This window comes from Alicyclobacillus acidocaldarius subsp. acidocaldarius Tc-4-1, from assembly GCF_000219875.1.
GTDB classification, from domain to species: Bacteria; Bacillota; Bacilli; order Alicyclobacillales; family Alicyclobacillaceae; genus Alicyclobacillus; species Alicyclobacillus acidocaldarius_A.
The window spans coordinates 2,187,443-2,214,213 of the sequence record NC_017167.1 but is presented as its reverse complement, the minus strand read 5'-3'; the positions used below and the strand labels follow the sequence as shown (position 1 = coordinate 2,214,213).

General features: G+C 61.5%; 28 protein-coding genes, 1 tRNA gene and 1 riboswitch. Of the genes, 23 read left to right on the top strand and 6 right to left on the bottom strand.

Annotation, left to right across the window (positions count from 1 at the left end; genetic code table 11):
• The first annotated feature begins 184 nt into the window (after positions 1 to 184).
• The 3 genes from TC41_RS10645 (at position 185) to TC41_RS10635 (ending at position 3,562) form a co-directional block, all read left to right on the top strand.
• A complete protein-coding gene (locus TC41_RS10645) occupies positions 185 to 1,447 on the top strand; it encodes an NRAMP family divalent metal transporter (RefSeq protein WP_237699913.1) in 1,263 nt (420 codons plus the stop codon).
• Between the two features lie 202 nt (positions 1,448 to 1,649).
• Positions 1,650 to 1,813: riboswitch (M-box (ykoK) riboswitch) on the top strand.
• A 209-nt stretch (positions 1,814 to 2,022) separates the two neighbouring features.
• Positions 2,023 to 3,369, top strand: a complete 1,347-nt coding sequence (locus TC41_RS10640) for an NRAMP family divalent metal transporter (RefSeq protein ID WP_041695345.1) — start codon at positions 2,023 to 2,025, stop codon at positions 3,367 to 3,369.
• Positions 3,370 to 3,382: 13 nt separating this feature from the next.
• Positions 3,383 to 3,562, top strand: coding sequence for a hypothetical protein (locus TC41_RS10635; protein ID WP_014465056.1), 180 nt, complete (start codon positions 3,383 to 3,385; stop codon positions 3,560 to 3,562).
• A gap of 667 nt (positions 3,563 to 4,229) precedes the next feature.
• On the opposite strand, the gene TC41_RS10630 is transcribed toward TC41_RS10635, so the two are convergent.
• On the bottom strand, positions 4,230 to 5,393 hold the full coding sequence (locus TC41_RS10630) for a uracil-xanthine permease family protein (RefSeq protein ID WP_049784360.1): 1,164 nt from the start codon (positions 5,391 to 5,393) through the stop codon (positions 4,230 to 4,232).
• 104 nt (positions 5,394 to 5,497) lie between these two features.
• On the opposite strand from TC41_RS10630, the gene TC41_RS10625 reads away from it, so the two are divergent.
• Positions 5,498 to 5,752, top strand: a complete 255-nt coding sequence (locus TC41_RS10625; RefSeq protein ID WP_041695344.1) for a hypothetical protein — start codon at positions 5,498 to 5,500, stop codon at positions 5,750 to 5,752.
• A 56-nt stretch (positions 5,753 to 5,808) separates the two neighbouring features.
• Here TC41_RS10625 and TC41_RS10620 read toward each other — a convergent pair whose 3' ends face one another.
• Entirely contained in the window at positions 5,809 to 6,534 is a 726-nt protein-coding gene (locus TC41_RS10620) for a 3-ketoacyl-ACP reductase (RefSeq protein ID WP_014465053.1), read from the bottom strand.
• A 163-nt stretch (positions 6,535 to 6,697) separates the two neighbouring features.
• Between TC41_RS10620 and TC41_RS10615 the strand changes: the two genes are divergently transcribed.
• Both TC41_RS10615 and TC41_RS10610 read left to right on the top strand, forming a co-directional pair.
• Positions 6,698 to 7,060 (top strand): hypothetical protein, encoded by a 363-nt coding sequence (locus TC41_RS10615; protein WP_014465052.1) that lies wholly within the window; start codon positions 6,698 to 6,700, stop codon positions 7,058 to 7,060.
• Positions 7,061 to 7,124: 64 nt separating this feature from the next.
• Positions 7,125 to 7,568 (top strand): acyl-CoA thioesterase, encoded by a 444-nt coding sequence (locus TC41_RS10610; protein ID WP_014465051.1) that lies wholly within the window; start codon positions 7,125 to 7,127, stop codon positions 7,566 to 7,568.
• Positions 7,569 to 7,632: 64 nt separating this feature from the next.
• Here the strand turns inward: TC41_RS10610 and TC41_RS10605 are convergent, their stop codons facing one another.
• Positions 7,633 to 8,358, bottom strand: coding sequence for a TenA family transcriptional regulator (locus TC41_RS10605; RefSeq protein WP_014465050.1), 726 nt, complete (start codon positions 8,356 to 8,358; stop codon positions 7,633 to 7,635).
• A 152-nt stretch (positions 8,359 to 8,510) separates the two neighbouring features.
• On the opposite strand from TC41_RS10605, the gene TC41_RS10600 reads away from it, so the two are divergent.
• The 9 genes from TC41_RS10600 (at position 8,511) to thrS (ending at position 20,450) form a co-directional block, all read left to right on the top strand.
• Positions 8,511 to 8,582 (top strand) — tRNA-Val (locus tag TC41_RS10600).
• A 259-nt stretch (positions 8,583 to 8,841) separates the two neighbouring features.
• Positions 8,842 to 9,615: a metallophosphoesterase gene (locus TC41_RS10595; RefSeq protein WP_014465049.1), complete on the top strand. Its 774-nt coding sequence runs from the start codon at positions 8,842 to 8,844 to the stop codon at positions 9,613 to 9,615.
• Between the two features lie 27 nt (positions 9,616 to 9,642).
• Complete coding sequence (locus tag TC41_RS10590; protein WP_014465048.1) at positions 9,643 to 11,055, top strand: MFS transporter; 1,413 nt, start codon at positions 9,643 to 9,645, stop codon at positions 11,053 to 11,055.
• A gap of 160 nt (positions 11,056 to 11,215) precedes the next feature.
• The gene (xylA, locus tag TC41_RS10585) at positions 11,216 to 12,541 is read left to right on the top strand and encodes a xylose isomerase (RefSeq protein WP_041695343.1); all 1,326 of its coding nucleotides are present in this window, start codon (positions 11,216 to 11,218) and stop codon (positions 12,539 to 12,541) included.
• Positions 12,541 to 14,070, top strand: a complete 1,530-nt coding sequence (gene xylB / locus TC41_RS10580; RefSeq protein ID WP_237699912.1) for a xylulokinase — start codon at positions 12,541 to 12,543, stop codon at positions 14,068 to 14,070. The genes xylA and xylB overlap by 1 nt, the downstream gene beginning before the upstream one ends.
• A gap of 204 nt (positions 14,071 to 14,274) precedes the next feature.
• Positions 14,275 to 15,264: an aldose 1-epimerase gene (locus tag TC41_RS10575; RefSeq protein WP_041695342.1), complete on the top strand. Its 990-nt coding sequence runs from the start codon at positions 14,275 to 14,277 to the stop codon at positions 15,262 to 15,264.
• An 87-nt stretch (positions 15,265 to 15,351) separates the two neighbouring features.
• On the top strand, positions 15,352 to 17,100 hold the full coding sequence (locus tag TC41_RS10570; protein ID WP_237699911.1) for a M3 family metallopeptidase: 1,749 nt from the start codon (positions 15,352 to 15,354) through the stop codon (positions 17,098 to 17,100).
• Positions 17,101 to 17,184: 84 nt separating this feature from the next.
• On the top strand, positions 17,185 to 18,144 hold the full coding sequence (gene ytxC / locus TC41_RS10565) for a sporulation protein YtxC (RefSeq protein WP_014465043.1): 960 nt from the start codon (positions 17,185 to 17,187) through the stop codon (positions 18,142 to 18,144).
• A gap of 359 nt (positions 18,145 to 18,503) precedes the next feature.
• Positions 18,504 to 20,450 (top strand): threonine--tRNA ligase, encoded by a 1,947-nt coding sequence (thrS, locus tag TC41_RS10560; protein ID WP_237699910.1) that lies wholly within the window; start codon positions 18,504 to 18,506, stop codon positions 20,448 to 20,450.
• Between the two features lie 21 nt (positions 20,451 to 20,471).
• Here the strand turns inward: thrS and TC41_RS10555 are convergent, their stop codons facing one another.
• From TC41_RS10555 to TC41_RS16915, 3 genes are all read right to left on the bottom strand, one after another.
• Positions 20,472 to 21,299 carry a class I SAM-dependent methyltransferase gene (locus TC41_RS10555; protein ID WP_014465041.1) on the bottom strand — a complete coding sequence of 276 codons (828 nt, stop codon included), beginning with the start codon at positions 21,297 to 21,299 and terminating at the stop codon, positions 20,472 to 20,474.
• Between the two features lie 96 nt (positions 21,300 to 21,395).
• Positions 21,396 to 22,217 (bottom strand): YeeE/YedE family protein, encoded by an 822-nt coding sequence (locus TC41_RS10550; protein WP_237699909.1) that lies wholly within the window; start codon positions 22,215 to 22,217, stop codon positions 21,396 to 21,398.
• Entirely contained in the window at positions 22,145 to 22,450 is a 306-nt protein-coding gene (locus TC41_RS16915; protein WP_014465039.1) for a hypothetical protein, read from the bottom strand. Before TC41_RS16915 ends, TC41_RS10550 begins: the two co-directional genes overlap by 73 nt.
• 313 nt (positions 22,451 to 22,763) lie before the next feature.
• On the opposite strand from TC41_RS16915, the gene infC reads away from it, so the two are divergent.
• The 8 genes from infC to TC41_RS10510 all read left to right on the top strand — a co-directional run bounded on the left by infC (position 22,764) and on the right by TC41_RS10510 (position 26,657).
• Positions 22,764 to 23,285 carry a translation initiation factor IF-3 gene (infC, locus tag TC41_RS10545; RefSeq protein ID WP_081442640.1) on the top strand — a complete coding sequence of 174 codons (522 nt, stop codon included), beginning with the start codon at positions 22,764 to 22,766 and terminating at the stop codon, positions 23,283 to 23,285.
• Positions 23,286 to 23,356: 71 nt separating this feature from the next.
• Positions 23,357 to 23,560, top strand: coding sequence for a 50S ribosomal protein L35 (gene rpmI, locus TC41_RS10540; protein ID WP_014465037.1), 204 nt, complete (start codon positions 23,357 to 23,359; stop codon positions 23,558 to 23,560).
• Positions 23,561 to 23,635: 75 nt separating this feature from the next.
• Complete coding sequence (gene rplT / locus TC41_RS10535) at positions 23,636 to 24,001, top strand: 50S ribosomal protein L20 (RefSeq protein WP_014465036.1); 366 nt, start codon at positions 23,636 to 23,638, stop codon at positions 23,999 to 24,001.
• 61 nt (positions 24,002 to 24,062) lie between these two features.
• Positions 24,063 to 24,848: a TrmH family RNA methyltransferase gene (locus TC41_RS10530; RefSeq protein ID WP_041695339.1), complete on the top strand. Its 786-nt coding sequence runs from the start codon at positions 24,063 to 24,065 to the stop codon at positions 24,846 to 24,848.
• A gap of 12 nt (positions 24,849 to 24,860) precedes the next feature.
• A complete protein-coding gene (locus TC41_RS10525) occupies positions 24,861 to 25,460 on the top strand; it encodes a divergent PAP2 family protein (protein WP_014465034.1) in 600 nt (199 codons plus the stop codon).
• 100 nt (positions 25,461 to 25,560) lie between these two features.
• Positions 25,561 to 25,773, top strand: a complete 213-nt coding sequence (locus TC41_RS10520) for a spore coat associated protein CotJA (RefSeq protein WP_374952852.1) — start codon at positions 25,561 to 25,563, stop codon at positions 25,771 to 25,773.
• A gap of 15 nt (positions 25,774 to 25,788) precedes the next feature.
• The gene (locus tag TC41_RS10515; protein ID WP_014465032.1) at positions 25,789 to 26,064 is read left to right on the top strand and encodes a spore coat protein CotJB; all 276 of its coding nucleotides are present in this window, start codon (positions 25,789 to 25,791) and stop codon (positions 26,062 to 26,064) included.
• A gap of 23 nt (positions 26,065 to 26,087) precedes the next feature.
• A complete protein-coding gene (locus TC41_RS10510) occupies positions 26,088 to 26,657 on the top strand; it encodes a manganese catalase family protein (RefSeq protein WP_012811435.1) in 570 nt (189 codons plus the stop codon).
• Positions 26,658 to 26,771: the final 114 nt, after the last annotated feature.

The window sequence follows — 26,771 nt, the reverse complement described above, 5'->3', positions numbered from 1 at the left end:
GAATTTCGCAACGGAAGGATCACGCGATGTTTCTCCTGTGCATAGGATACGTCGGCAGACCGTTCAATGGACCACGCAATCCAGTGGACGTGGAGCGAACAGCAGGGGGTTGGCAAGTATGGAGATAAGCTCTGCAACATCGCGTGCCGAGGCGCGATCGGATGCCGCGTCCAGAGGCCAGCAGATGTCCTTAGCGAGTCCGAAAAAGGGGGTACGGCGGTATCTGTGGTCGTTCTGGATCCTTTTGGGCCCTGGATTTCTAGCCGCATTGGCGGACAACGACGCAGGTGGCGTCATCTCCTACACGGCCACAGGTGTCCAGTTTGGCATCGGGCTGTTTGTGCCCCTGGTGTTGTGTCTTGCGGTCCTCACGTTCACCGTTCAGGAGATGAGTATGCGCCTCAGCGCGGTGACCCAGGAAGGCATCTCGCGACTCGCACAACGAAGGTATGGAAAGTTTTGGGGATACTATCACGTGACGACCCTCGCGTTGGAAAATTTGTTGACGCTCATCACTGAATTCATCGGCATGTCCGCGGGGCTTGAGATGCTTGGAATTCCCATGTGGATTGCCGACCTCCTGTGCTTGATCTTTGTGATCTCGTTCGTGGTGTTCACCGGCTACTTCACGAAAGAGCGCATCGCCCTCGTCATTGGCGCGTTGAACGTCGTCTTTCTTGTGGTAGCGGGGATGACGCATCCAAGTCTTGAGGCGATAGGGAGGGCGTTTGCGACTTGGAACGTCCCTGGTTCCCTCAGGGGGGATGTGACCTGGTTTGTGATTGCGACGGTGGGGAACGCCATCGCGCCTTGGATGATTTTCTTCCAGGGCAGCGGGGCTATCGACAAAGGGGTCAGCGCCCGCGAGCTCAGGTTGGGCCGGATCGACACGGCGTTCGGTTGTATCATGCAGGCCGTGATTGCCGCTGCCATCATTGTCTGTGGTGCGTCTCTGTACGGCCATCTGCAGCATGTCACGAGCCTTGGACCTTCGGACATTATCGGCGGTCTGACGCATACGGTGGGGCGTGTGGGTGCAACGCTCTTTGGAATTGGATTGTTTGACGCGGGATTTTTAGCTTCGATCACGGTGTCGCTCTCGTCGTCCTGGAGCATCGCGGAACTGTTTGGCTGGTCCAAGAGCCTCAATGACAAAGTACGGCAAGCGCCCAAATTCTATGCCATCTACGCAGGAAGTTTGGTGATCGCCGCACTAGCCATTTTGGTTCCGCACCTGCCCCTCAATCTGATTTCCATCGTCACGCAGGTCATGGGTGGTGTGCTGATGACGCCGCTCCTCATCTTTCTGGTCCTGATGACCAGTGATAGGGATCTGATGGGGCCGTATCGCACGAAATGGTGGGGGCGCATCTGGGGATGGGCGATGGTAGGGTTGCTCGTCGCACTCACGCTGGCCACGCTCGTTCAGACGGCTCTTCAGGCGTGATGGCGTCGTCTTGTCTTCACGGACTCGGTTCGTGCTACTGAAGCGTTTCCTAAAGAATTTTTTCGGGAGAACGCTTTCTTGACACGCTGAAATCTTGACAGATGGGACGGCGAATGATACAAAAGCAGAGGAATTGCGGTTGTCGGTGATGGACGTTCGTCCAGACAGCGCACCGCGTGAAACATACGCTAAATCGTGAAGATGCGTTCCTCGTTAGGCGAGGCTACTATACGAACACAAGCCACTGCCCGGAAACGTGGAGACACGCCAATGGGTAGAACAGGTATGGCCGGCTTAAGGCTTTACCTAACGTGGCTGGGTGATCCCTACGTCGTATAGTGCCAAAGCTCAACCAGGGGGATGTGCATACGGCTGCGTGTGCCCCCTGGTTCGCCAGGGGGTTTTTCATTGGGCCATGATCAAAACCTTGGAGGAGGTGATGGGTATGGACAGTCCGTCGAGTAGTCGCCCCATGTTCGCAGTGCTGGAAACAGGTGGTTGTGTGGTTTTCTATGGATTGCATCATATTGGGGCGTGGGGACTTCCTGCCCATCGCCCGTCCAGGGGGGATTGTCATGGCTCGCAACGCAAATGTGTACGCAACTCAGGATTTGCATGAACTGGAGCGCGAGCTCCGGGCAAAGGATATGGCCAGAGTGGCCCGCCTCTACAGCAAGCGCGGCTTTTGGGCGCGCCTTCGTCTTTTGTTGGTGCTGATAGGCCCGGGCGTGTTGACGATGATAGCCGATAACGACGCTGGCGGCGTCATTACCTACGCGCAGACAGGGGCCACGTACGGCATTGGCTTCTTCATCCCGTCGCTGATCATCGCAGGGTTTATCGCCTACGTTGTTCAGGAAATGACGGTCCGGTTGGGCGCCGTGACGCGCCGCGGCCATGCGGAGATGATCTGGGGGCGGTACGGGGCCTTCTGGGGCTGGTTTTCCCTGATCGATCTCGTCGTGGCGAACGTGCTCACGCTCGTGACCGAGTTCATCGGGATTAAAATCGGGATGGGCGTGTTTGGTGTACCGGGCTGGCTCAGCGAATCCATTGCGCTCGCTATCGATGTGTTCGCGCTCCTCGTCTTGCGGTACTACACGTGGGAGCGCATCGCGCTGTGGATTGCGGCGGGGAACCTCATCTTTATCCCGCTCATGTTTATGGCAAAGCCGCACTGGTCGGCTGTGGCTGATGCTTTTGTCAATTGGAACATACCCGGTGGGTTCACGGCTTCGTTTTTGTTCATTGTGTTGGCTAACTTCGGCACCACCATTGCGCCGTGGATGCTGTTCTTCCAGCAGTCGTCCGTGGTCGACAAAGGGCTCACCGAGCGGGACATTCGGCACGGTCAGCTGGACACGGCGCTCGGCACACTGGCGATGATTGTGGTGGCCTGCGCCATCATGGTCCTCACTGGCACGGTCATGCACGGCTCGCACGGCATGAACTTGGACATCACCGGCATTTTGAATCTGCTTGGCGCCAAGATTGGCCCAGTCGGAGAACGCCTGTTCGCGCTCGGGCTGGTCGAAGCGGGGCTCATCGCCGCCATCGCATTGACGGCAAGCACGTCTTGGGCAATGGGAGAGGCCTTCCACTGGCCGAAGAGCATCAATATGCCGGCGCGCCTGGCCTGGAAATTTTATGTGCCCGGCATCGCGAGCGCTGTGATTGCGGCCGCGATTGTCCTCATTCCACACGCGCCCCTTGGCTTCTTGAACATGATTGTGCAGGTCATCGCGTCCATCTTCATGCCGGCGGCGCTCATGTTCCTGATGCTTCTGCTGAATGACCGCGAGGTGATGGGCCAACACGTCAACCGCACGTGGCAGAACGTCTCTGGCTTCGTCATCATTGGCCTTCTGGTCGTGTTGAACGGTCTGTATGGCCTGACGGTGATCTTTCCGCACTTATTCTGAGGGGGTGTGAATCATGAACCGGAAGGAAAACGTGATGATGGATTTCACCTCTCGAGCGCCGATCTCGCCCACAGAGCCACTGGCGCGCGCTCAGGTGAAAGGGTGGGTGAAGGCGGTGTTCTGGGGACTCCGGGTGTACATCGCCATCATGCTTGTCCTGGTCGTCATCGGTCTGGTGAAAGGAAGCTTCTGAGGCGTCGCTGGATCCATCGAGGGAGTGAAGCCACGAATGCAGCCTCACAGTTCATAGGCCTGCTTCTCCAACTCGCGTGGGTGTGGGAAGCAGGCCTCTTGTATTTCACAGGCCTTTGTGGCGCATGGATTCTCGACGACGGCCGCTGACGCGGACTCTAGGCCCTGTGGCATGCAGGATTGCGGAGCGGGCTGCGAGTACGGCACCGACGGCAGCTGCGCCTAAGATCCATTTCATCGCTAGGACCCCCTCGCTGAGATGCCCGTGATGTCCATGAGTTTCCTGGAGGACACTTCGTTTCCTCAAGGCAAAACTTTGTTGTAGGGTATGCGTGCAAAAGGTGAAGGGTGTCTGCGTGGCGATTGGCGTTGGCTGCAACCATCTCGGGATACCCAATCGGATTTCGAGCGTTCTTCAAGCTGAAGGTGATATCGTCAAAGTGCGGAACCCCCCTGAAACCCCCTGAAGATCTTGGCCACCGCACACGCGGTGGCAACTTTTTCCCAATATGCCTGGCGCATTCGTGCGTACTTGTCCTGCCCTGTCGTGCGACGTCACAAAATTTCAATGGACTTTCAAGCGAAAATGCGTATGCTACATATTGAACCCTTCCATTCCCCCTGGGTTTCATTGTGGCCGCCGTGGCAATACGGCGGTTTTTCTTTTCTTAGGATGCTGTGCGGTCGGGCAGCAGCCAGTAGATCAACAGGCCGGCGACCGTTGCCATCGCAATTCCGTTTTGAGGTGCGCCAATTCCGATGATGAAGATGACCGCCACCACGATGAGGTTCTTGGTCTTCGTCAAGTCTACCTTGGCCTCAATCATGTGCCGGATGCCCATCGCCGCGATCATGCCGTACAGCAGGATACCGACACCTCCGACAACCGCTGGCGGGATGGACTGAATCACCGCGCTTACCTTGCCGACAAGGCCGAGAAGGATGGCGATCACGGCTGCGCCCTGAATGATGCGGCTTGAGAAGTTCCTTGTCATGGCCAGGACGCCCAGATTCTCCGCGTATGTCGTCTCGGCAGGTCCGCCGAGAAGCGCGGAAATCAGGGTCGCGAGTCCGTTGCCAAACAAGATGGAGCCGAACCCCGGATCGCGCGTGACGTCTCGCTCAATGATCTCGTTCAGGACGAACATGTGGCCGAGATCCTCCACCATGGTCACAAGCGCGATGGGCGCCATGCTGGCAATCGCGGCCAGGCTCCACTCTGGGACGTGGAAGGTGGGGAACTCAATCCACTTCGTTTGCGCGGCGGCTTGTCCGAGGTGAACCAATCCGCGGGCCAGGGCGTACAGGTATCCGATGACGATGCCGACGAGAATGGGAATGATGCGCAAGGCGCGCGGCCCCGCAATGGCGCACGCCACGGCCGCGGCCAGCGTCACGATGGCGACGTCCCAGTGGGTCGACGCATCCACTGTGACGGCTGTCGTCGCCAGCGACAGGCCGATAATCGACACGACAGGGCCCACGACGACGGACGGGATGGCGCGGCGGACGCGATCGAAACCCACCAGGCGAACGATGAGGGCAAAGAGGAAGTACACGACGGACACGCTCACAAGTCCAGTGACCGCCTGCCCAGGTGCGTGGTGCCGCGTGACGTAAAGCGTGAGAGGCGCAATGAAGGCGAAGGAAGATCCCAGGTACGCAGGCACCTTGCCGCGTGTGATGGCGTGGAACACGAGCGTCCCCAGGCCGCTCGCCACGAGAGTTGCACCAGGGCTCAATCCCGTCAAAATCGGCACGAGCACCGTTGCGCCAAACATGGCGAAGACGTGCTGCAGAGACAGCGGAAGCTTTCGCAGGACAGCGCTCAATGGGATGACCTCCTGTGTGATGAATGGCGCGGAATCCGCATGTGCGGAGCAATCCGTGGCAAGTATAACCACGATCTCGCTAAAACTCAAAGGAGTGTGATGGCGTGCGCTGGGGAGTTGCGGGGCTATCGTTGCTTGTGGCCGTCGCCCTCGCCGGGTGTGACACCGTCAGCGAGCACGGCGGGAACTTCATTGGCGAGAGCACCAACCAATCCGTGAACGGTTCCGAGGCCGCTTCCGGCACCAATCGGACCGATCTCGGCAATCGGGCATTGGGAAGTAACAGTGCAGAGACAGGCAACGCGCTGGGAGGAAGTCAGCATCAACCTACAAGCGATAGCGGCACGTCGCGCGGTTAGGCTAAAAAGACGCAGAGCCCCCGCTCAAACGCTCAGGTTTGAGGCGGGGGGTCGCTTTACTGTGGGTTGGTCATGATGAGCGTCGCCGATTTCAGCAGCACGCGGTTCGGCAAGCGGAGCGCGTCGACCACGAGTTCGGCGACATCCTCCGGTTGCATCTGATGATCTTCGTCCCCCAGTTTGAGACCCACATTGCGGGCCAAATCCGTGTTCACGGTGCTCGGCAACAGGGCGATGACGCGAATGTTGTGCTTTCGCACCTCATACATCAGCGATTCCGTGAAACCAAGCAGGCCAAATTTGGATGCCGAGTACGCCGACGTCGTGGCAGAGCCCTTTTCGCCTGCCGTCGAGCTGATGTTGACGATGTGGCCGCGATTGCGCTCCATCATGTGCGGCAACACGGCGCGCGTCGCGTAATACGTCCCCAGCAGGTTGACGCGAATGATGCGCTCCCATTCCTCCACGGGCATGTCCACGACAGTGCCAAAGCTCGCTGTACCCGCGTTGTTGACCAGGACGTCGACCGATCCCAATTGTTCTTTGAGGCGGCCGATGGCCGATTCGATGGATACGCGGTCAGCGATGTCGGCGGCTTGCGTGTAGACGGAAACCCCATAGGCGCTGCGAATGGCATCCGCCACGCGGTTCAAGTCGCTTTCTGTTCGGGCGATAAGCCCGAGGTGCACGCCCTCTTTCGCGAGGTGCTCCGCGATGGCCTTGCCAATGCCTTTGCCAGCGCCCGTGACGATGGCGCTCCATCCCTTGAGCGATTGTGCCATGTCTGATTCCCTCCCCTGTATATCTCGGCGCGACCTCATTATAGAAGATGCGTAAGCCACTTTCAAAAAGAGAGCGCAAGATGTGCCGGCGCCTCGTGTCAACGCCTGCACCCCGAAAGCGCATGTGACATACACGAGAACATGGCAAAGGGGGTGAAGCGCGATGAGAGTTTGGAACACGTTGGTCCAACTGGCTCAGACCAAACGGCTGAGCACGCTCATCATCGGCTTATTGGCGTCGGCCAAGCTCATCACGGACGCACTCGGCCTTCCTTTCATCACGGATCCTGAGATCAACGCCATCGCCAACGCGGTGGCATCGGTCGTCACCGTGATCGCGATCTTCATGACGCACAATAAAGCGACGTCTGGGCCACCTGCCTCGCCGTCGAGCGGCAGCGCAGCCGGGGGTGGATCCGGAGCTTCGTCGGCCGGTTCGGTGGCGGGAGCCGGGACGGAGGGCTCCAGTCCTGTCCAGTCGCCGCAACAGGCGTCCGATGGGTTCGCGCGTCCTCCGGGGGCGTGACGTAGAGCCTGCGACGCGCGTCTGGTAGAATCGAAGGGCATCGATAGGCCTGGAGGAATGCGTAATGCCAGAGCGCGTCGTCACCACCCTAGAAGTCCGCTGGGGAGAGTGCGATCCGGCTGGGATCGTGTATCACCCGTCGTACATTGACTGGTTCTCCATCGCTCGCATGCACTTTTTAAAGGAAAACGGCATCCACTACATGAACGACTTTCACGATCGCGGGGTCACGGTCGTCGTGACGGATGTCGCGTGCCACTATCAAAAGGCGTTGCGCGCTGAGGATACAGCGCACGTGACCGCGAGGCTTGTGGAGATGAGCCGAGCGCGGCTCGCTTTCCGCTACGAGGTCACAGATGGGGCGGGCGACTTGTGCGCGTGGGGAGAGACTCGGCACGCGTTTGTCGATCGAGACACGTTGCGTCCGGTGAATCTCGCGAAGTTTGCGCCGGAACTCTGGGGTCGCGTAGCGGACCTGCCGGTCACGTCAGGGGATTCGACGGCGTGATCCCAAGACAAGGGGCGCGGCATCCGTGAGCGGATTCGCGCACCCCTTCTTTGCGAAGGTTTTCTTACAGGGACATCATTTCCTCGTGCAGTTCTTCATACATTCGGGCTTCGGAGAGCGCGATGTATCGACCGGTCTCGTACATGTCGTCGAGATCGCGCGGCGAAGTGAAGGTCTCCAGGATCTGCTTGCAAAGTTGATAATGGCGTGGCTCGTGCTCGTCCGCATGGACATCCCAGAACAAGGTGTTGACCGGGCCGCACCGCTGATACTGGGGATGGCGAAAACCTTCGCCGATTCGCGCCATCACCTGACCGGCGAACAGCTCGGATCCGAGACCAACCGCGGCCATGGCCTGGAGCGGCGTGGCTTGCCGGAAAAATTGAATGAATGTATCAATGGCGGTTTCCACGGCTCTCGACATAGGAACGTCGGGAATGCCGTGCTCATCCAGTCGTGCGTCCGGGGCGACGGTGCGCAGAAAAGTGAGGTAAAGCTTCTCGTGTGCTCGGCCCGGCTGACCTCGGCCGGCCTCGTCCCACAAGTTGTCGGCGATGGGAACCCACCACGTGTCAATGGGCGGCATCGCTGCGACGGCAGCGCCCAGTACGCGCGGAAAATGGCGGCTGTAGTACCCGTATTGGAGCGCGAAATATCGAATTTGCGGTTCCCTGTATCCGCCGCTGCAAAGGGTCTGGAGAAAGTGCCCCTCAAAGAAATGACGCTGAACGAGTTCGAGCATCGCCTGCTCCACGTCGGCGTAACAAGAAAAGCTGTGGCGTGTCGTCACAAGGATCCTCCTTTGCGCTGTCGCGGTCCGATGTGCCAGCCTCATGGCAGCATCCGAGTCGCGTCGATAGCATACGAGAATCCCGCAAAGGCGATCAACGTCTTTTTGAATTGACACCCGATCTTCCGATTGTTACAATGGGAGCGCTGTGCGCGGCTGTAGCTCAGAGGGAGAGCACTACCTTGACACGGTAGGGGTCACAGGTTCGATTCCTGTCAGCCGCATTCGTTGGAAGCCGCCGGGCGTTGGGTCTGGCGGCTTTTGCTATCTGCGCATCTCCATGACCCTTGTTGGCAGAATTCAAGCGGTTTTTGAACTTTCTTTGAGATCCATAGAGGGAGAGCGGCAGCGCGCGTCGAATTCGGTGGAGGCGTGAAGCGGAACACAGCGGCGCCATCCGCTGGAGCGCGAGTAGCGCTTGGCATCGGAGGCGTATACACTGGGCAAAGACAGACTTTTCCTCGTGCTGGAGGGACGCTTCCGATGTGGACGTGGGCGGCCGCAGGTCTTGCGGTACTTGGCGGCTTGGGTTATGCGTGCACCGTGCTTCCGACGCAGTGGCTCAAGGTGGAGCGGGTGAACTGGCAGCTCGGGCTGCAGCGCACCATTCTCCAGGTGAGTGACCTTCACGTGGAACGGAACCGCGTCTCGCCGCAGCGATTGGCTGCCCTTTGCCGTTCCGAGCGACCGGACTATATCTGCCTGACCGGAGACTACGTCGATTCGGAGCGGGCTATCGCGCGTCTCTTGCCGTTTCTCTGTGCTCTGCAGACGGCGGGGGTGCCCATGTACGCTGTGCTTGGCAACCACGATTACAAGCTCCGCAACCGGATTGGTGCCCTGATCGACTGTCTTCAGGCGCACGGCGTAGTGGTGTTGCGCAATGAATCGGTGGTGCTCGACGGGTTTAACCTGGTTGGCATCGACGACTATCAGACGCGAAACAGCGATGAACGGGCGGCGTACCGGCGTGTGAAGAAGGATCTGCCCGTCATCGTGATGACGCACGATCCGACCTTTGTCTTGACGGCCAAGCGGCGGTTCGACGCTCTGATGGCTGGGCATCTGCACGGCAAACAGTTTCAACTCCCATTTTTCTACTATCTGAAACCGATGGGACCGCTGGCCAAACGCGGCATTTACGCCGGGATGCATCGTGCGGAGGCCGGGCCTTATTATATCTCGAAAGGTGTAGGTCAGTCAGGCATCAATCTGCGCTTTTTCGTGCGGAGCGAAGTGACGGTCCACCGGTTCTGATGACGGCGCTGCCGAGGAGGGACAAGCATGGCGAATTTTCGTGACGTGAATCTCCTGACCAGGCTGGATCGCTTGCCGATCACGCCGCGCGTGGTGGGAATCATCGCGCTCCTCTCGCTCGTGTGGCTTGCGGAGGCGTTTGATATCGGCATTGTGGGGCCTGTGTTAACGACGCTCGAAAAGGCGTGGCACCTTGCCACGTGGCAGACGGGGCTTTTGGCCATCGCCTCGACCATCGGGATTGTGATTGGGATGATCCCCGCCGGCATGATGGCGGACCGCTTTGGGAGACGGCGCGTCATCCTGATGGGCATCGCGTGGTTTTCGGTGGTCACGATGCTCGGTGCGCTCACGCGGAACGTGGCGGATCTCTTTCTCGTGCGGCTGGTGGCGGGCATCGGGGAGGGCGCCGTGTTGCCGATGCCGTATCTCATCCTGTCCGAATTCACCAATCACCGTCGGCGCGCCGTCAGCGTGGGGTACGCCAACGGGATCCTGACGGCCGCGTACGTCGTACCCAGTCTCGTGTCCGTCTGGGCCCTTCACCACTATGCACAGGACGTGGCGTGGCGTGTCCCATTCCTGCTCGGCGGGGTGCCCCTCCTCATGCTCGTTCCGATTGCCCTTTGGCTCCCGGAGTCACCGCGATATCTGCTCGACAAGGGGCGTCAAGGCCCGGTGGCTCGCCTCGTGGAGGCCCTGGAGCAAGAGGCGGCGTTGCCGCACGACGAATCGCTGTATGACGAAGTGATTGCGGAGACGCTGGACGAGACGCCACACGACATGCTTCGGACGCTTAGAGCCATCTTTCGGCCGCCACTTTTGGCTCGCAGTGCCATGGTCATTCTGCATCTGACGGCTGCCCTCATCCTGTTCTACATCCTACAGGTGTTTGGACCAGCGCTCTTGGCGAAGCGGGGACTCGGCGTGTCCAATTCCATTCTGGACACCGGCCTCATGATGCTCCTCGCGGGGTTCGGCTCGGTGTGCCAGGGGTATCTGTCGGATCGATTTGGGCGCAAGCGGGTGCTCGCCGCCTACGCTGCGCTCGCCACGCTCGGTTGCCTACTCTTCGCGTGGGTGCAGACGCGAGAGGCGACGCTCGTGGCTGGATTCCTCACCGCCTTCTTTGGGCTTGGGATTTTCCCCGTGTCCAAGCTGTCCGTCGCGGAACAGTATCCGACCGAGGTGCGTGGACGAGGCGTGTATCTGGCCGAGATGATCGCGCGCGGGATGAGCGGCATCGTCACCACCTATTTCATCCCGTTCGTAATCTCCGTGGGGGGCGATCGCGTCGTGTTTCTGGGGATTGCGGTTGTGCTGCTCGCGTTCACGGCTCCGTTTGTGGCGTTTGGGCGAGAGACCGCCCAATTGCAGTTGGAATACGCCTCGAGCGTCCTGCCACTCAAACGGGTTCGGCCCAGGCTGTCGCGTCACTGAGTAAGCTAGTCCGTGCCAGGCGCGGTCGTTCCGCGCCTTTTCTTCATTCTCGGGCTTTGTGCTCGCCATGCGAGGGTGTATTGAAACCCCTTGCAAAGCCAACAGGGCTCTGCTAGGATCAGAATATGTTTGTTGGGCAAACGAACTTGAGGCGAAGGTGATGGACGTGGCGACGTATTTTCCCGAAGTGACGCGCATCGCATACGAAGGCAAGGGATCCGACAATCCGCTCTGCTTCAAGTACTACAACCCCGAAGAGACAGTGTTGGGAAAGCCGATGAAGGAACATCTCCGCTTCTCGGTGGCCTACTGGCACACGTTCACGCTGTCCGGCGCGGATCCGTTCGGATTGCCGAACATGATCCGGCCGTGGGACGGGGCGACGGGGATGGATCTGGCCAAGCGCCGCGTGGAGGCGGCGTTCGAGTTCATGACCAAGCTCGGCGTCGAGTACTTCTGTTTCCACGATCGCGACATTGCGCCCGAGGGTGACACCTTGCGCGAGACCAATCGCAATCTGGACGAGATCGTCGCGCTCATCAAGGAATACATGCAGTCGACGGGCATCAAGCTCCTGTGGAATACGCAGAACCTGTTCTCGAATCCAAGGTTTGCGCATGGCGCCGCGACGGCTCCGGACGCGGACGTATTCGCGTACGCTGCCGCGCAGGTGAAGAAGAGCCTGGAAATTGCGAAGGAGCTCGGGGCGGAAAACTACGTGTTCTGGGGCGGCCGCGAGGGCTACGAGACGCTCCTCAACACGGATCTCAAGCTTGAGCTCGACAATTACGCGCGCCTTCTGCAGATGGCGGTGGACTACGCGGACGAGATCGGCTTCACCGGGCAATTCCTGATTGAGCCGAAGCCGAAGGAGCCCACGAAGCACCAGTATGACTTCGACGTTCAGTCGGGGCTCGCGTTCCTCTATCATTACGGGCTCAAGGACCGCTTCAAGTTCAACATCGAGGCGAATCACGCCACGCTCGCGGGCCACACGTTCCAACACGAACTTCGCTTCGCCCGGATCAACGGCCTTCTTGGGTCTGTCGACGCGAACCAGGGCGATCCGCTGCTCGGCTGGGACACGGACGAGTTTCCGACCAACCTGTACGAGACGACGCTCGCGATGTACGAGATCCTCCTGAATGGCGGACTGGCGCCGGGCGGCCTCAACTTTGACGCCAAGGTTCGCCGCGCGTCGATGACGCCCATCGATTTGTTCTATGGCCACATCGCCGGAATGGACAGCTTCGCGCGCGGGCTCAAGGTGGCGGCTAAACTGCTTGAGGACCGCGTGTTCGAGCGGGAAATTGAGGAGCGATACGAGAGCTATCGGGCCGGCATCGGGAAAGACATTGTGGAAGGGCGCGCGACCCTGCAAACCCTTGAGTCTTACGTGCTGGATAAGCGCGTGACGGCGACGCGATCCGGCCGCCAGGAGGTCCTTTTGGCGAAATTGAATCAGTATCTGCTGGAAACGGAATGATGGCGATGGCGACAGACCGCAACGCGCTCCTTGGCATCGATGTCGGGACGTCCGGCGTGAAGGTGGTCGTGATTGACCGCGAGGGCCGTACGCTCGGCCAGGCCACCGTGGGCTACGAGTTGTCACAGCCGCAGCCGCTCTGGGCGGAGCAGAACCCGGAGGATTGGTGGGAGGCGACGTGCGCGGCCATCCAGCTCGCGCTCGCGCGAAGCAACCGGCGCGGCGAGGACATCGCGGGCATCGGCCTCACGGGCCAGATGCACAGCCTGGTCCTGCTCGACGAGGCGGGGCAGGTCATCCGGCCGGCGATTCTCTGGTCGGACCAGCGCACGGAGGAGGAGTGCGAGGAGATTCATCAGACTGTCGGATTCGAGCAGACCATCGAGTGGGTGGCGAATCCGGCACTCACGAATTTCACGGCCACGAAGCTCCTGTGGGTCCGGAAACGTGAGCCCGAGCACTACGCGCGCATTCGCCACGTGCTTCTCCCGAAGGACTACATCCGATACCGGCTCACGGGCGAATTTGCGTCGGATGTGTCGGACGCGTCTGGAACGCTGTGGTTTGACGTCAAGCGGCGCGGATGGTCCGACGAGATGTTGGCGGCGCTCGAAGTGCCGCGGTCCTGGCTGCCCGAGGTGTATGAGTCGCCCGAGGTTTCGGGGCGGGTGAGCGAGGGGGCCGCGGCGCGGACGGGACTCCGCCCAGGTACGCCTGTCGCGGCAGGCGGCGGCGATCAAGCCGCGGGCGCGGTCGGCAACGGCATTGTGCGCAAAGGCGTTGTGTCGAGCACCATCGGCACGTCGGGCGTGGTGTTCGCACATGCGGACGAGATCGTCCGCGATGAGAAGGGGCGGTTGCACACGTTTTGCCACGCCGTGCCCGGCAAGTGGCACGTGATGGCCGTGACGCAGTCTGCCGGGGGCTCGCTCCAGTGGTTCCGCAACCAGTTTGCGGACGCGGAACGCGCGGTGGCGGCACAAACCGGGAGAGATGTGTATGACCTCATGAGCGAGGAGGCTCGGCGAGTTCCAGCCGGCAGCGAGGGGCTCGTGTTTCTCCCGTACCTGATGGGCGAGCGCACGCCGCACCTCGACCCTCAGGCGAAAGGCGTCTTTTTTGGCATCACGCCGCGCCACACGCGCGCGCACTTCGTCCGCGCCATCATGGAGGGGGTGGCCTTCAGCCTGCTTGACGGGCTCTCGCTCATGCAGGATCTTCGGCTCCCGGTGGAAGAAATCCGGGTCTCCGGCGGGGGCGCCAAGAGCGAGGTTTGGCGCGAGATTCAGGCGGGCGTGTTCGGACGTCCCGTCGCCGTGATCGAGGCGAACGAGGGGCCCGCCTTTGGCGCGGCCATCCTGGCGAGCGTCGCCGCGGGCTTTTTCGACGACGTGGTGACCGCGGTGGACGCGTGGGTGCGCGTCGAGTCCACCACGCCCCCGGTCGTCGAGGACGAGGCCGCCTACCAGCGTGCATATCGGCTGTACCAGGCGTTGTATCCGGCTGTATGGTCCCTGTACCGGGCCTGAACGATGACGCCGATTGATGGATTCGGAGCAGAATAGGGTTTGGCGATCACGCCCATGGCGCCCCGGCCCTCCGGGGTTCGCGTGGGCGTCGTCTTTGTTCTAGCGGGCGCGCATGAGCGGGCAAGATGGCACGCGGAGAAGAAGGATCTCGCGACTTGAAAGCGTATAGCTACGAAGGGAACATCATGAGAAAGGGTGGCGAACATGCCCGCAGTCGAGACGACGTACGGCGGTGAGCGCGCAATCCGCCTGACGCACGGCCCATATGAGGCCTACCTGTTGCCGGGGTGGGGCAATCTCGTGGCGCTGCGCGACACCGCGCGCGGCTTTCGGTTTCTGCGCGAGCCGGAGGCGGAGATGGACGAGTTTCGCAAGGCACCTGGCCGATATGGCATTCCTGTGCTGTACCCGCCAAACCGATATCGGGACGGCAAATTCACCATCGCAGGCAGGGCGTATCACCTCCCGGTGAATGAGGAGGCCACGCACAATCACCTGCACGGCTTCTTCATGCGGATTGAATGGCCTGTCGTCGACATGGGCGAAGACGAAGGGGGCGCGTACGTCGAGATGGCCCACGAGGTGGGAGAAGGCCATCCAGTGTACGCGCACTGGCCGCACACGTTCCGGTTCGCCATCCGCTACGAGCTGTCGGGCGCGGGCCTCGTGCAGCGCGTCCACATTGACAACCGCGGCGGCGAGCCGATGCCGGTGATGCTTGGCTTCCACACCGCGGTGAATGTGCCGTTCTCCGCAGCGTCGTCGGCCGACGCCTGCTCCATTCAGCTGACTATCGGCGAGCGCTGGGAACTCGACGAGCGCAAGCTGCCGACGGGGCGGTTTCAGCCACTGAACGAGAACGAACAAAAGATGCCGACAGGCGGCGCAGATCCGTTCTATGAGCCGATGGACAACCATTACACCGCGCGCCCGCGAGACGGGCACAACCGCATGGTCCTGACGGACGCGCGTCTCGGGCTCGCGTTCGTGTACGACGTGGATCTGAAGTACCGGCACTGGATGGTGTGGAACAACAACTGCTGCGGCACGTTTTTCTGCCCGGAGCCGCAGACGAACATGGTGAACGCGCCGAACATGGATCTGCCACAGGATGTGACCGGCCTTATTGTCCTTGCGCCGGGGGAATCGTTCTCGGCGCGAAGCCGCATGTACGTGGAAGAGGTCAGCCACTGAAGGGAGCGCAAAGCGAATATGGCGCTGAGGTCGCGAAGTGAAGTTCCGGATTATGAGACGTGGGATTTGACGCCCCTTTTCGCCAGCGTGGAGGCGTGGGAAGCGGCGGTCCGGCGCGTGCGCCAGTTGGCGGATGATCTTGTCGAAGTGGCCTCGAAGTCATTCGGTGGCCCGGCGGACGTGGCTCACGCGTTGGCGCTGCACGACGACATGCTGCGCATCGGCACCGACGTGGAACGGTACGCCATGAGCAAGTTCGCGGAGGACGCCACCGACCAGGGGGCGCAGCGGCTGATGTCGATGGCCCAGCTCGCACTGGATCGCGCAGGGGAAGCGGCGGAATCGCTGGTGGCAGCGCTATGCCGAGTTCCTGAGGACCGCCTCGCCGCTTGGCGGGAGGACGAAGCCTTGCGGCCGTATGCCCCGTATTTTGGCGAGATCGACCGCGAGCGCAGACATCGGCTCGCCGATGAAGCAGAGAAGGTGCTTGCCGCCAATTCGTCGGCCTTTTCGCTGCCTTCCGGCATTTACGAAGCGGCGACGGGCGGGGATATGCGGTTTGAGCCGGTCCTGGACAGCGACGGGCGGGAAGTGGGGGTGACGCCATCCGCGCTTCTCATGCACATCGAGACGTCTCACGATACGGTGCTCCGCCATCGAGCCTACGACAGCGTGGTGAATGGGCTCCGGCCGTATCAGCATACGCTCGCGCGGTCGCTTGGGGCGAAAATCCGAAACGACGTGGTGGCGGCGCGATTGCGCGGCTTCTCGAGTGTGTTCGAGATGTTGCAGAGCACGAGGCTCGGCGGCACGATGGCGGCTAATCAGGTGCCTCCGGAGCACTACTTCATGGTCCAGGACGTCATGATGAAGGAACTCGCCCCTCACATGCGCCGCCTGGCGCACCTTCGCAAAAGGGTGATGGGCCTCGAGAAGGTGAGGTTGTGCGACACGAAGGCTCCGTTCGTGCGCCTGACGGACGCAGAACTCACGTTTGACGACGCGCGGTCGTTGATCTTGGAGGCATCCCTCCCGCTTGGGGACACATACAGCGACATTCTGCGGCGCGCGTTTGAGGAACGGTGGATTTACTGGGCGCGCAACCGCGGCAACTGGAACGGCGCGTTTTGCGGGGAGTCGAGCGTCCATCCGTACGTGTTTTCGCCGTTTGAAGGCGGCATGTATGGCGTCTTCGTGATGGCGCACGAGCTCGGCCACGCCGTTCACCTCCGCCTCGCGTGTCAGAACGCGCGCCCCTCCAACCTGTCGTTCTCGAACCTGTTCATCGAGACGCCGTCCACGCTCATGGAGCACATGGTGGCCAACGCGCTTATCCGGCGTGCGGAGGACGACGCCGCCCGCGCCAAGGTGCGCATGATGCAGATGTTCACGTTCCACCACGACTTCGTCACGCACCAGACGGAGGCCGAGATTCTGCGGCGGCTCTACACCATCGCGGATCGAGGGGAGCCGCTGTCGACCGACGTCTTTCGCCGCGTCTCGCGCGAGGTGCTGACCGACTTCTGGCAGGACGCGGTCGATCTCGACGAAGGGGCGGATCTCTACTGGATGCGCCAGCCACACTACTACATGGGTTTATATTCGTATACGTACGCGGTGGGGCTCGCGGCGTCCACCCTCCTCGCCGATCGAATCCTCGCGGGGGACGGCGAGGTCCTGGCGCGCTGGATCGAGGTGTTGCGCGTGGGAGGCGGCAAGACGCCGCTTGAGCTGTTCGCGCACGTCGGCCTCGATATGGGACAACCCGAGCCGTACCGCGAAGCCATTCGCAAAGTGGGCGAAATCGTCGACGAGTTGGAGCGCGCGTTCTCCTGACCGGAGACGTACCCGGCGTATAGAGCTCCCGACCCGAAGGAACAATGGATGTAAATGGGAATCTGTTGTCCGGGGGCGGGAGCGTTGCTCATCTTCGAACTGACAGCCGATATGGACAGTCTGGGTCTCGCGGGGCGCTTGACCGAATGCGGTGCGGCAAGCTACGTGGTGTCGAGCCCTGGCCCGAGCGTCGTCTGCGAGTGCGGGCCCGCGCTTCATTCGCGCGTGGCGCAGCTCGTCGCGGGTGTCCTGACTCGCGAGTGGCTTCAGGCGCGCGTGGTCGAGCGCGTGTGCCGCATGGAGCCGCTTTGGCCCGCGGAAGAAGTCCAGTTTCATGCGCTCGTTGAGATCTGCGAGTCGCGCCTGAAGAGCCGCCCGGTGGCGGGTCATACGCTTGACGAGTGGCAGGCGAGTCTCGCTCGTGCGCTCGTGAGCCATTTCCGGCGATCCGTCTGCATTGCATTGGAACCGTTTGTCCGCTTCCGCCTGCATCGGGTGGTTGTGGACCTGGCGCATCGCGTGCGGGATCGCATGATGGCCTCTGCGCTCGAGGACGAGTATGAGGAGTCGCTCTCCATGCTGCGGTACATGCTGGACGAACATCCGCTCTGCGAAGCCGAGATGCATGTGTACGTCACGCCGGACGGCGTTTGGATTACCGATGCGGAGGGCGGGATCGTCACGGATGAACAGATTGAACTGGTGGCGCTGCAGGATGACGATGTGACGAGCGAAGATCTCGCGATGACCCTTCTCATCACCAAGTCGCCGTGGCGGATTGTCGTGCACGACGCGTATCCCGAGGCGCCGTGGCCGAGCTTCTCCGAAACGGTGACCCGCGTCTTCGGCCATCGCGCAGTCCCGTGCCCCGGTTGCCCCACCTGTCGCCCGAATTGGTCACCTGCCGCGTGTTGCGAAGGATTTGCGTCCGACCTTGGGTCGCCGCGCGCCGTGCGGCGACGCCTGACGCCCGAAGCGGAGCGGACTTCGGACGCCCCGGTGGAGAACGAACTGGGAGAAGGTCAGGGTGGTTCGCTCGCTTGACATCGTCCCGAATCGTTGTGTAGTTTCATACATAAGGGAAGGCGCGCCGGCGTCGGCGGGCCCGTCACATGGAACAAAGCTCAGGCGATGCGGGAAGACGCGCTTTTGCGGTCACGTCGTGCCCAGAGAGAGGATGCCGTGGCTGAAAGCACCTCCGCGATGGCGCAAAAGACACCACTTCCCAAGCCGTTCGCGGGTCACAACGCGAACCGTGTCCGCCGCGTTAAGGCGTTGAGCCCGCGCTTGGTCGCTGATGGAGCGCGGGGAAGATGGGTGGAACCACGAGGCGAGCGCCGTCGTCCCATTGGGGCGGTGGCGTTTTTGTATGCCCAAGAACCACGATGTGGAGGGGATGTTCCGTGTCACAAGCGATCACCGTGCGGTTGAAAGATGGATCCGAGCGGCAGGTGCCGGCCGGATCGACCTATGCGGAACTCGCGCAGTCCATCAGTCCTCGGCTCGGCAAGGAAGCCGTCGTCGCCCGCGTGAACGGGGTTCTCGTCGATCTCAGCCGCGAAGTGGAGGATGGCGCGCAGGTCGAGCTGCTCACCTTGCAGGATCCCGAGGGGCTATACGTCATGCGCCACACGTGTGCGCACGTCATGGCGCAGGCCGTGCAACGCCTGTTCCCAGGCACCAAGTGCGCCATCGGGCCCGTCATCGAAAACGGGTTCTATTATGATTTCGCCGATCACGACTTCCATCCCGAGGATCTCCCGCGCATCGAGGAAGAGATGAGGCGGATTGTCGCCGAGGACCTGCCCATTCAACGGGAGGTCATCTCGCGCGAGGAGGCACTTCGGTTTTTCCGCGATCGCGGCGACCGGTTCAAGGTTGAAATCATTGAAGATCTCCCGGAGGACGTGACGCTCACACTGTACCGACAGGGCGAATTCGTCGATCTCTGCCGCGGACCACATCTGCCGTCGACCGGCCGCATCAAGGTGTTCCAGTTGCAGAACTTCGCGGGCGCGTACTGGCGCGGCGATTCGAAGCGCGAAATGCTCACGCGCGTGTACGGCGTCGCCTTCGCGAAGAAGTCCGATCTCGACGAGTACAACCGCCTCCAGCAGGAAGCTCGCGAGCGGGATCATCGGCGGCTGGGCAAGGAGCTCGAGATCTTCACGCTGTCGCCCGAGGTGGGCCAGGGCCTGCCGCTCTGGTTGCCAAACGGGGCCAAGATCCGCCGTATCATCGAGCGCTACATCGTCGATCTTGAGGAGTCGCTCGGCTATCAGCACGTGTACACGCCGCATCTGGCGAATGTCGAGCTGTACAAGATCTCCGGGCACTGGGAGCACTACAAGGACGACATGTACCCGCCGATGAAAATTGACAACGAGGAACTGGTCCTGCGGCCGATGAACTGCCCCCACCACATGATGGTGTACAAGCATCGCCTGCACAGCTATCGCGAACTGCCCATTCGCATTGCTGAACTCGGCACCATGCATCGGTACGAGATGTCCGGAGCGCTCGCCGGCCTGCAGCGCGTGCGCGCCATGACCCTGAACGACGCGCACATCTTCTGCCGCCCGGATCAGATCGAGCAAGAGTTCACCGGCGTCGTCCGCCTGATCCAGCGCGTGTACAAGGACTTCGGGATCGACGACTACTATCATCGCCTGAGCTACCGCGACCCGAAGAACACGGAGAAATACGTCCAGAACGACGAGATGTGGGAGCTCGCGCAGAGCACGTTGCGCAAGGTCATGCTCGATCTCGGCCTTGAGTTCGTCGAAGCGGAGGGCGAAGCGGCGTTTTACGGGCCGAAGCTCGACGTGCAGGTGCGCACGGCGCTCGGGAAGGACGAGACCTTGTCCACGATTCAGCTCGACTTTCACCTCCCGAACCGGTTTCACCTCGAGTACGTGGGGGAGGACGGCGAACGGCATCGGCCAGTCGTCATTCACCGGGGCGTCGTGGGCACGATGGAGCGGTTCGTGGCGTTTCTCATCGAGCAGTACAAGGGCGCGTTCCCGACGTGGCTCGCGCCGACGCAGGTGGTGGTGGCCTCCGTCGCCGATGAATTCGCGGGATACGCCGAAGAAGTCGCAGCCAAACTGCGCGAGCTAGGCATCCGCGCCGAAGCGGACGTGAGCGACAACAAAATCGGGTACAAAATCCGCCAAGCGCAGACGCACAAAATCCCGTACACCCTCGTCGTCGGCGCGCGCGAGCGCGAAGAGGGCTCGGTCTCCGTCCGCAAGTACCACGCGGGCGATCTCGGCGCGATGCCGCTCGATCAGTTCGTGCGGCAGATCCAGGACGAGATCGCGCGGAAGGCAAAACTTGTGGAGGCGTGAATGGATCACGCTCGGCCGTCGTCACGTCGAGGCGGCGGCCTTCACCCCGAGGCGAAGGCGGTAGGAGAACCAGACGGGCTTCTCGCCATCTCTGAAGGCGGCGCGGACGCGCGTTTCAAATGCCAACAGTTCCTGCTCGATGTCCGGGAGGCGGCGCCGCAACGCGGTTTGCACCTGTCCCTGGCTGAGCGCGATGCCGATGAACGCGTCGGCCCCAAGGCGCGTTTCCACGTGGAAGACCACTTCTTTGGCGAATGAAAAGACTCCTGAGGCGCGGATTTGGTCGAGGTGTTGCTCCTTCGGCCACTTGCGCGCCTGATCTTGCTTCGGTACGTGCCGCTCGATGGACGCCTCCGCGCACCGCAAAAGTGCGTCGTAGGCCACGTCGGTCTCCAGACAGCAGGAGGGCGGCCAGTCGCAATCGTACGCGGCGAATACGCCGCCTGGCCGAAGTACGCGTGCCACTTCGCAGAGCGTGGACTGGGGCTCCATCCAGTGAAAGGACTGGGAGCACGTGACGAGATCGGCGGATGCGTCGGTACAGGGAATGGCGGTGGATACACTGGGGAGGAAGACGACGTTGTCGGCGCCAAGGTCCTTCGCACGGCGCTCGGCCCGAGCGCGCATGTCGTCGTTCGGCTCGACGCCGATCACGCGCCGGGCTTCGTGCCGCCAAGGGAAGGTCGAGAGACCTGTGCCGCTGCCGAGATCGATCACAGTGTCGGGCTCGTGCCCGAGATAGGCGATGAGCAGCGCGCGCACCGTTTCCGGCGCTTCGGGCCGGTAGGTATCATAGAGGCTGGCGAAACCCGAAAACCGCTCGATGTTGTTGCGCACCACGTCGTCCACAGGCGTCCCCCTCGCGATGGAACTGCCCTCATTCTACAACAAAGGCGCCCCGGGGATCTCAGGGTCCAGAGGCGCCGGACTTGCGAGGGGTGCGTGTCAACGATTCTGCAGGCGGCACACGGGTCGCAGACGCACCCCGAGAAGGCTGCCGAGCAGCGCGCCGAGGAACCACTCCCAACCGTGCAGGCTGAACGAAGCGACACCGGAGAAGTAGGCGCCGATGTTGCAGCCAAAAGCGATGCGCGCGCCGTAGCCCATCAGGATGCCTCCGGCCAGCACGCCGACGATCATCTGCCACGGCATGGGGCGCAGGTACCGTTTGGTCAGTGCGCCCGCGAGGCTTGCGGCGAGGAGGGCCCCGAGCATGATGGCGATGTCATCCGTGGTCTCGAGGTTTTGCAGCACGCTGTGATGCAGGGCGGCTGCGTTCTGCGGCGTCTGCCAGTACGGCAGCGACTGCACAGGATAACCCACGAGGGCGCTCAGCTTCGCGGCCCACAGCGCGAACGCCGACGTAATGCCCCAAGGTTTGCCGGAGAGCGCCAGCACGACGAAGTTGCCGGCGGCGAGCACGACGCCGCCTGCTACCCACGACCAAGGGCCCTTGACCACCCGGCTCAGATTCCACGGCTGACGGCTGAAGAGAGGCTCCACGTCGCCGTTGCGCCGTCTCTCCAGCCAAAGTGCGACGGCGAAAATGAACGCCATGATGGCGAAGTTCACAGCGAGGCCTCCGACCGGACCGAAGGACTGAATGAGCGAAATTTTGCCGAGGCTCGGCGTGTTCATCCACCACGCATAGTGAATGGACCCGATGAACGACCCAACAATAAACCCGACGAGGGTCAGGATGCCGCGGGCATCGCCGCCGCCGGTATGGTACAAGGTGCCTGAGGCGCACCCGTCGCCAAGCTGCATGCCGACGCCGAAAAGGAACGAGCCCACGAGTGGGCGTGATAGAGCGCGACGCCGAGCACGCCCGTCACGAGGAACAGGACGGCGTGGGTCGGCGAAACGGAATTCCATAGATAGACGAAGCCGAGAACGAAGACGATGAGTGCGGCCGCCGTCCACGCTCGTTGCGCCTGCTCGGGTTGGCGTGCGCGCGTGCGCGCTTCGAGATCGAGGATGCGAACCTCGGAACTGGCCATGGAATCACCTCCAGAGAATGTCGCGATCGAAAAATGATTTTAGTATAAAACATATCGGAATACAACGTTTTTTGTGCATCGTCCTCATCCCTTGACATTTCCACGCTGTGTCGCTACCATGAAAGCGTTCCGTTGCACACCAAGCAGAAGCCTGCCGCTTCTCACCTGGTCGGCGAAAGCTGACGGGTCCCGAATCCAGCGTGTGGTTGCCGGACGGTCAAACCAAGGCTGGGCGAAGGCGAATCGAGCGCAGGCGTTGCCTGCGTTTTTTGCGTATTGGTGTGGTGGGGCAGATCGGTGGAGGTGACACCCCATAAGCAAAGAAGGGTATCAGGTCAACGAGGGCATTCGCGCCAGAGAAGTGCGCGTCGTGGACGCGGACAACCAGCAGTTGGGCATCATGCCCTTGCGCGAAGCGCTGCGATTGGCCGAGGAGCGCAATCTCGATTTGGTTAACGTTGCGCCCAACGCGAAGCCGCCAGTGTGCCGCATCATGGATTACGGCAAGTTCAAGTATGAGCAGAGCAAGCGCGAGCGGGAATCGCGCAAGCACCAGAAGGTCGTTCTGCTCAAGGAAGTTCGGATGACGCCCAATATCGATGAACATGATCTCAACGTCAAGCTCAAGAACGTCCTGAAATTCCTGAGCGAAGGTTCTAAGGTGAAAGTGTCTGTGCGCTTTCGCGGACGAGAGATCACCCACCAGAACATCGGTCAGGAATTGCTTGAACGGCTGGCGAAGTCTGCGGAGGAGCACGCGATTGTCGAACGGGCGCCGAAGCTCGAAGGTCGTCACATGGTGATGATCTTAGCGCCGAAACAGCCGAGTGCGTGAACCTCGTGACCTGGTGCGGTTGGCTGTCGTCGACTGCGGGAACGGCGATTGGAGACAGGAGGACACAAGAGATGGCCAAGACGAAAATGAAGACACACAGCGGTCTGAAGAAGCGCGTCAAGCGCACGGGAACTGGGCTTCTCAAGCGTACCCAGGCGTTTGCCTACCACAAGGCAGAGCACAAGTCGCCCGCGCGCAAGCGCCGCCTGCGCGGCATGACGCTTGTGTCGCGCAGCGATTTGAAGCGGATTAAGCAGCTCGTCGCCTATAAGTGACGAACTGGTCTTTCGCACCCGGTGATGCGCGGTGCGGCACCGTGACGGGAACACCATTCGAGGAGGCTGTTGGACATGGCTCGCGTCAAGGGTGGCGTGGTGACACGCCGTCGTCATAAAAAGATTTTGAAGCTGGCAAGGGGTTATTTTGGTTCGAAGCACACGCTGTACCGCACGGCGAAGCAGCAGGTCATGAAGTCGCTGATGTATGCGTATCGGGACCGCAAGCAGCGCAAGCGCGACTTTCGCCGGCTGTGGATCCAGCGCATCAACGCAGCGGTTCGGCCCCACGGGCTGTCGTATAGCCGCTTCATGCACGGCTTGAAGCTGGCGGGCGTCGAAGTGAACCGCAAGATGCTCGCGGATCTCGCCGTGACGGACAAGGAGGCGTTCTCGCAGTTGGTCTCCGTTGCTCGCGAGCGCCTGAACGCCCACGCGTGACAGACACACCCGGTCGTATGACCGGGCTTTTTTGTCGATCTCGTCCTCGGAGGTTGTCATCGTGTACATCGAATCTGCCCACAACGACCGTGTTCGGGCATGGGCGCGGCTCAAGACGCGTCGAGGTCGCGAACGGATGGGCCTGTTCCTCGTGGAGGGCGAGCGCCTCGTGGCGGAACTGCTGCACAGTCCCCTTCGCCTCGAGGCGCTCCTGTGGAACGTCGCATCGGACGAGCCTCCAGGGCCCCTGTGGCGCCATCCGAAGGCGGACGGCCGTCGGTACGAGTTGTCGCCTCAGGCTTTTGCGGCCGTGGCCGACACCGAGACGCCTCAGGGCGTGATGGCAGTGGCGGCGATTCCGCAAGCTGAGCCACGATATGGTCCTCGCGTCCTCGTCCTCGATGCCATCCAGGATCCGGGGAACGTGGGCACCCTCGTGCGCAGCGCTGAAGCGTTCGGCTTTGGGGAAATCGTATTTGGCACGGGAACGGTTGATCCGTACGCACCGAAGGTCGTCCGAGCCTCCATGGGGGGGCTGTTTCGCGTCAATGCCGTCGCGGGCGATGCGAAGGCTTATCTCAGGGCGTGGCGTGATCGCCATCCCGATGGGGTCGTCGTGGCGACGGCTGCGGATGCGCGGGAGCGGTGCGACGAGGCGCCAATGGCGGGCGAAGTCGCGGTGGTCATTGGCAACGAGGCCCGCGGCGTGAGCGACGCTGTGCGCCAATGGGCACAGCGGTGCGTGGCCATCCCCATGGCGGGCAAGGCCGAGAGCTTGAACGCGGCGATGGCCGGAACCATCCTTCTGTATGAAGCCTATCGGCAGGCTTCGAACGGCGCGATCTGAGGAGGGGGCGCGTTGCTTCACATCGTGTCGAGTTTGTGGGCGGCACCGCTCCTCGCCATGGTGGTCGCCCAGGGGCTGAAGCCCATCTTCGTCATGATCCAGATGCGATCGTGGGACTGGAGCCAGGTCAAAAACTCGGGTGGCATGCCGAGCTCGCATACGGCCGCGGTGGTCGCGCTCGCCGTGCAGCTGTGGCTACATCTGGGTGGCTCGGATCCGGTCGTCGCCATTGGCCTGTTCCTCGCTGCCGTTGTGATGTACGACGCAGCTGGCGTCCGCTGGCAGACCGGACGGCAGGCCGCGGTCCTCAATCGCCTGCTGCACGACCTGCGCGGTCAACACTTGCTGATGCAACCCCAGGAAGAGGCGGCGTCCTCCGAAGGGTCGTCCGAAGGTGCAGCGGAAGAAGCGCAGGCTTCGCTGCGTGCGGCCTCCCGTTCGGCCATCCCGCCCGAAGGTCCATCGCGCGCTGTGGAGCCGCTTCGCGTCGCCAAGGGGCCATGGTGGCTCGTCGATTGGCCTGTGCTGAACGAACAAGTGGGCCACAAGCCAAGCGAGATTGCGGGCGGCGCGATTGTCGGCATCCTCGTGGCGCTTGCGTTGAACCATTGAAGCGGCGGCGAGTTCCCCGGAATTTCCCGATTGTCCAAACGTCTGAAACGGTGCAGCGGCGCATATAGATGTTCTCGAATCGTGCTGAAGGAGGGATGGGGTGACGGTGGATGGAACTTCGCCCGAGTGGCGCTCGTATGTGAACTATCGCAGCCCATTTGACCCGTGCTCCCCGCGGGTGAAATGGTTCGACGTCCCGCCTGAAGTGATGCATCCGGTGCAGAAGAGCGCGCGCAAGCAGTTCGCACCACAGGAAGCGCTTCGGAAGGGCACCTTGTGGCCGGAATACGACAGCCCATATCCGCCGGCGTGAGGAGGACGTGATGGCGTGAGTGAGACGGCAGAGCCTCTTCCCAAGGCTTACTATCAGTATCTTCAGGAGCTTCAGGCAATCGACTTCGTGCTGGTCGATTTGACGCTGTATCTGGACACGCACCCGGACGACGAGCAGGCGCTCGCCCAATTCAAGCAGTTTCAGAAACGGAAGCACAACCTCATGACCCAGTTCGAGTCCGCGTTCGGTCCTCTGCATCAGTACGGCTTGAGCCCCGCCACGGGGGCGTCTTGGGCTTGGTCTGAGACGCCGTGGCCGTGGCAGGTCTAGCTCGGAGTGGGGGGTAGGCGGTCATCTGGATCTATGAGAAAAAGCTCCAGTATCCGGTTCGCGTGAGCAAGTGCGATCCCAGGCTCGCCAAGATGCTCATCGAGCAGTACGGCGGAGCCGATGGGGAACTGTCCGCCGCACTCAGGTACTTGAACCAGCGGTACTCGATCCCAGACAAGGTCATTGGCCTCTTGACCGATATCGGCACCGAGGAATTCGCACATCTCGAGATGATTGCGACGATGGTCTACAAGTTGACGAAGGATGCGACGCCCGAGCAGCTCCGGGAGGCGGGGCTCGGCGATCACTACGTCAATCACGGCTACTCGCTGTTTTACCACGACGCGGCGGGGAATCCTTGGACGGCGGCGTACATCGCCTCGAAAGGCGATCCTATTGCCGACCTGTATGAGGACATCGCAGCGGAGGAAAAGGCGCGGGCTACCTACCAGTGGATTATCGACAACACGGACGATCCGGACATCAAGGACAGCCTTCGGTTCCTGCGCGAGCGGGAGGTGATTCACTCGCTTCGGTTTCGCGAGGCGGTTGAGATTCTCAAAGAGTATCAGGGTAGCAAGAAGGTGTTCTGAAGCGCAGCTTGACCCGATGCCACGACGCTCAGGCGATTGTCCCCTTCTCCTTGGCCCTCGGCCGCTGGCTGAGGGCGATTTCTTATTTCATTGACGTTGCTCGAGGAGTTTCAG

What these genes read in the sequence shown, in the direction of transcription:
- TC41_RS10645 (WP_237699913.1), top strand. Translation starts at nt 185, where the DNA reads ATGTCCTTAGCGAGTCCGAAAAAGGGGGTACGGCGGTATCTGTGGTCG.
- TC41_RS10640 (WP_041695345.1), top strand. Translation starts at nt 2,023, where the DNA reads ATGGCTCGCAACGCAAATGTGTACGCAACTCAGGATTTGCATGAACTG.
- TC41_RS10635 (WP_014465056.1), top strand. Translation starts at nt 3,383, where the DNA reads ATGAACCGGAAGGAAAACGTGATGATGGATTTCACCTCTCGAGCGCCG.
- TC41_RS10620 (WP_014465053.1), bottom strand. Translation starts at nt 6,534, where the DNA reads ATGGCACAATCGCTCAAGGGATGGAGCGCCATCGTCACGGGCGCTGGC.
- TC41_RS10615 (WP_014465052.1), top strand. Translation starts at nt 6,698, where the DNA reads ATGAGAGTTTGGAACACGTTGGTCCAACTGGCTCAGACCAAACGGCTG.
- TC41_RS10610 (WP_014465051.1), top strand. Translation starts at nt 7,125, where the DNA reads ATGCCAGAGCGCGTCGTCACCACCCTAGAAGTCCGCTGGGGAGAGTGC.
- TC41_RS10595 (WP_014465049.1), top strand. Translation starts at nt 8,842, where the DNA reads ATGTGGACGTGGGCGGCCGCAGGTCTTGCGGTACTTGGCGGCTTGGGT.
- TC41_RS10590 (WP_014465048.1), top strand. Translation starts at nt 9,643, where the DNA reads ATGGCGAATTTTCGTGACGTGAATCTCCTGACCAGGCTGGATCGCTTG.
- xylA (WP_041695343.1), top strand. Translation starts at nt 11,216, where the DNA reads ATGGACGTGGCGACGTATTTTCCCGAAGTGACGCGCATCGCATACGAA.
- xylB (WP_237699912.1), top strand. Translation starts at nt 12,541, where the DNA reads ATGGCGATGGCGACAGACCGCAACGCGCTCCTTGGCATCGATGTCGGG.
- TC41_RS10575 (WP_041695342.1), top strand. Translation starts at nt 14,275, where the DNA reads ATGCCCGCAGTCGAGACGACGTACGGCGGTGAGCGCGCAATCCGCCTG.
- TC41_RS10550 (WP_237699909.1), bottom strand. Translation starts at nt 22,217, where the DNA reads ATGCAGCTTGGCGACGGGTGCGCCTCAGGCACCTTGTACCATACCGGC.
- TC41_RS16915 (WP_014465039.1), bottom strand. Translation starts at nt 22,450, where the DNA reads ATGGCCAGTTCCGAGGTTCGCATCCTCGATCTCGAAGCGCGCACGCGC.
- rpmI (WP_014465037.1), top strand. Translation starts at nt 23,357, where the DNA reads ATGGCCAAGACGAAAATGAAGACACACAGCGGTCTGAAGAAGCGCGTC.
- rplT (WP_014465036.1), top strand. Translation starts at nt 23,636, where the DNA reads ATGGCTCGCGTCAAGGGTGGCGTGGTGACACGCCGTCGTCATAAAAAG.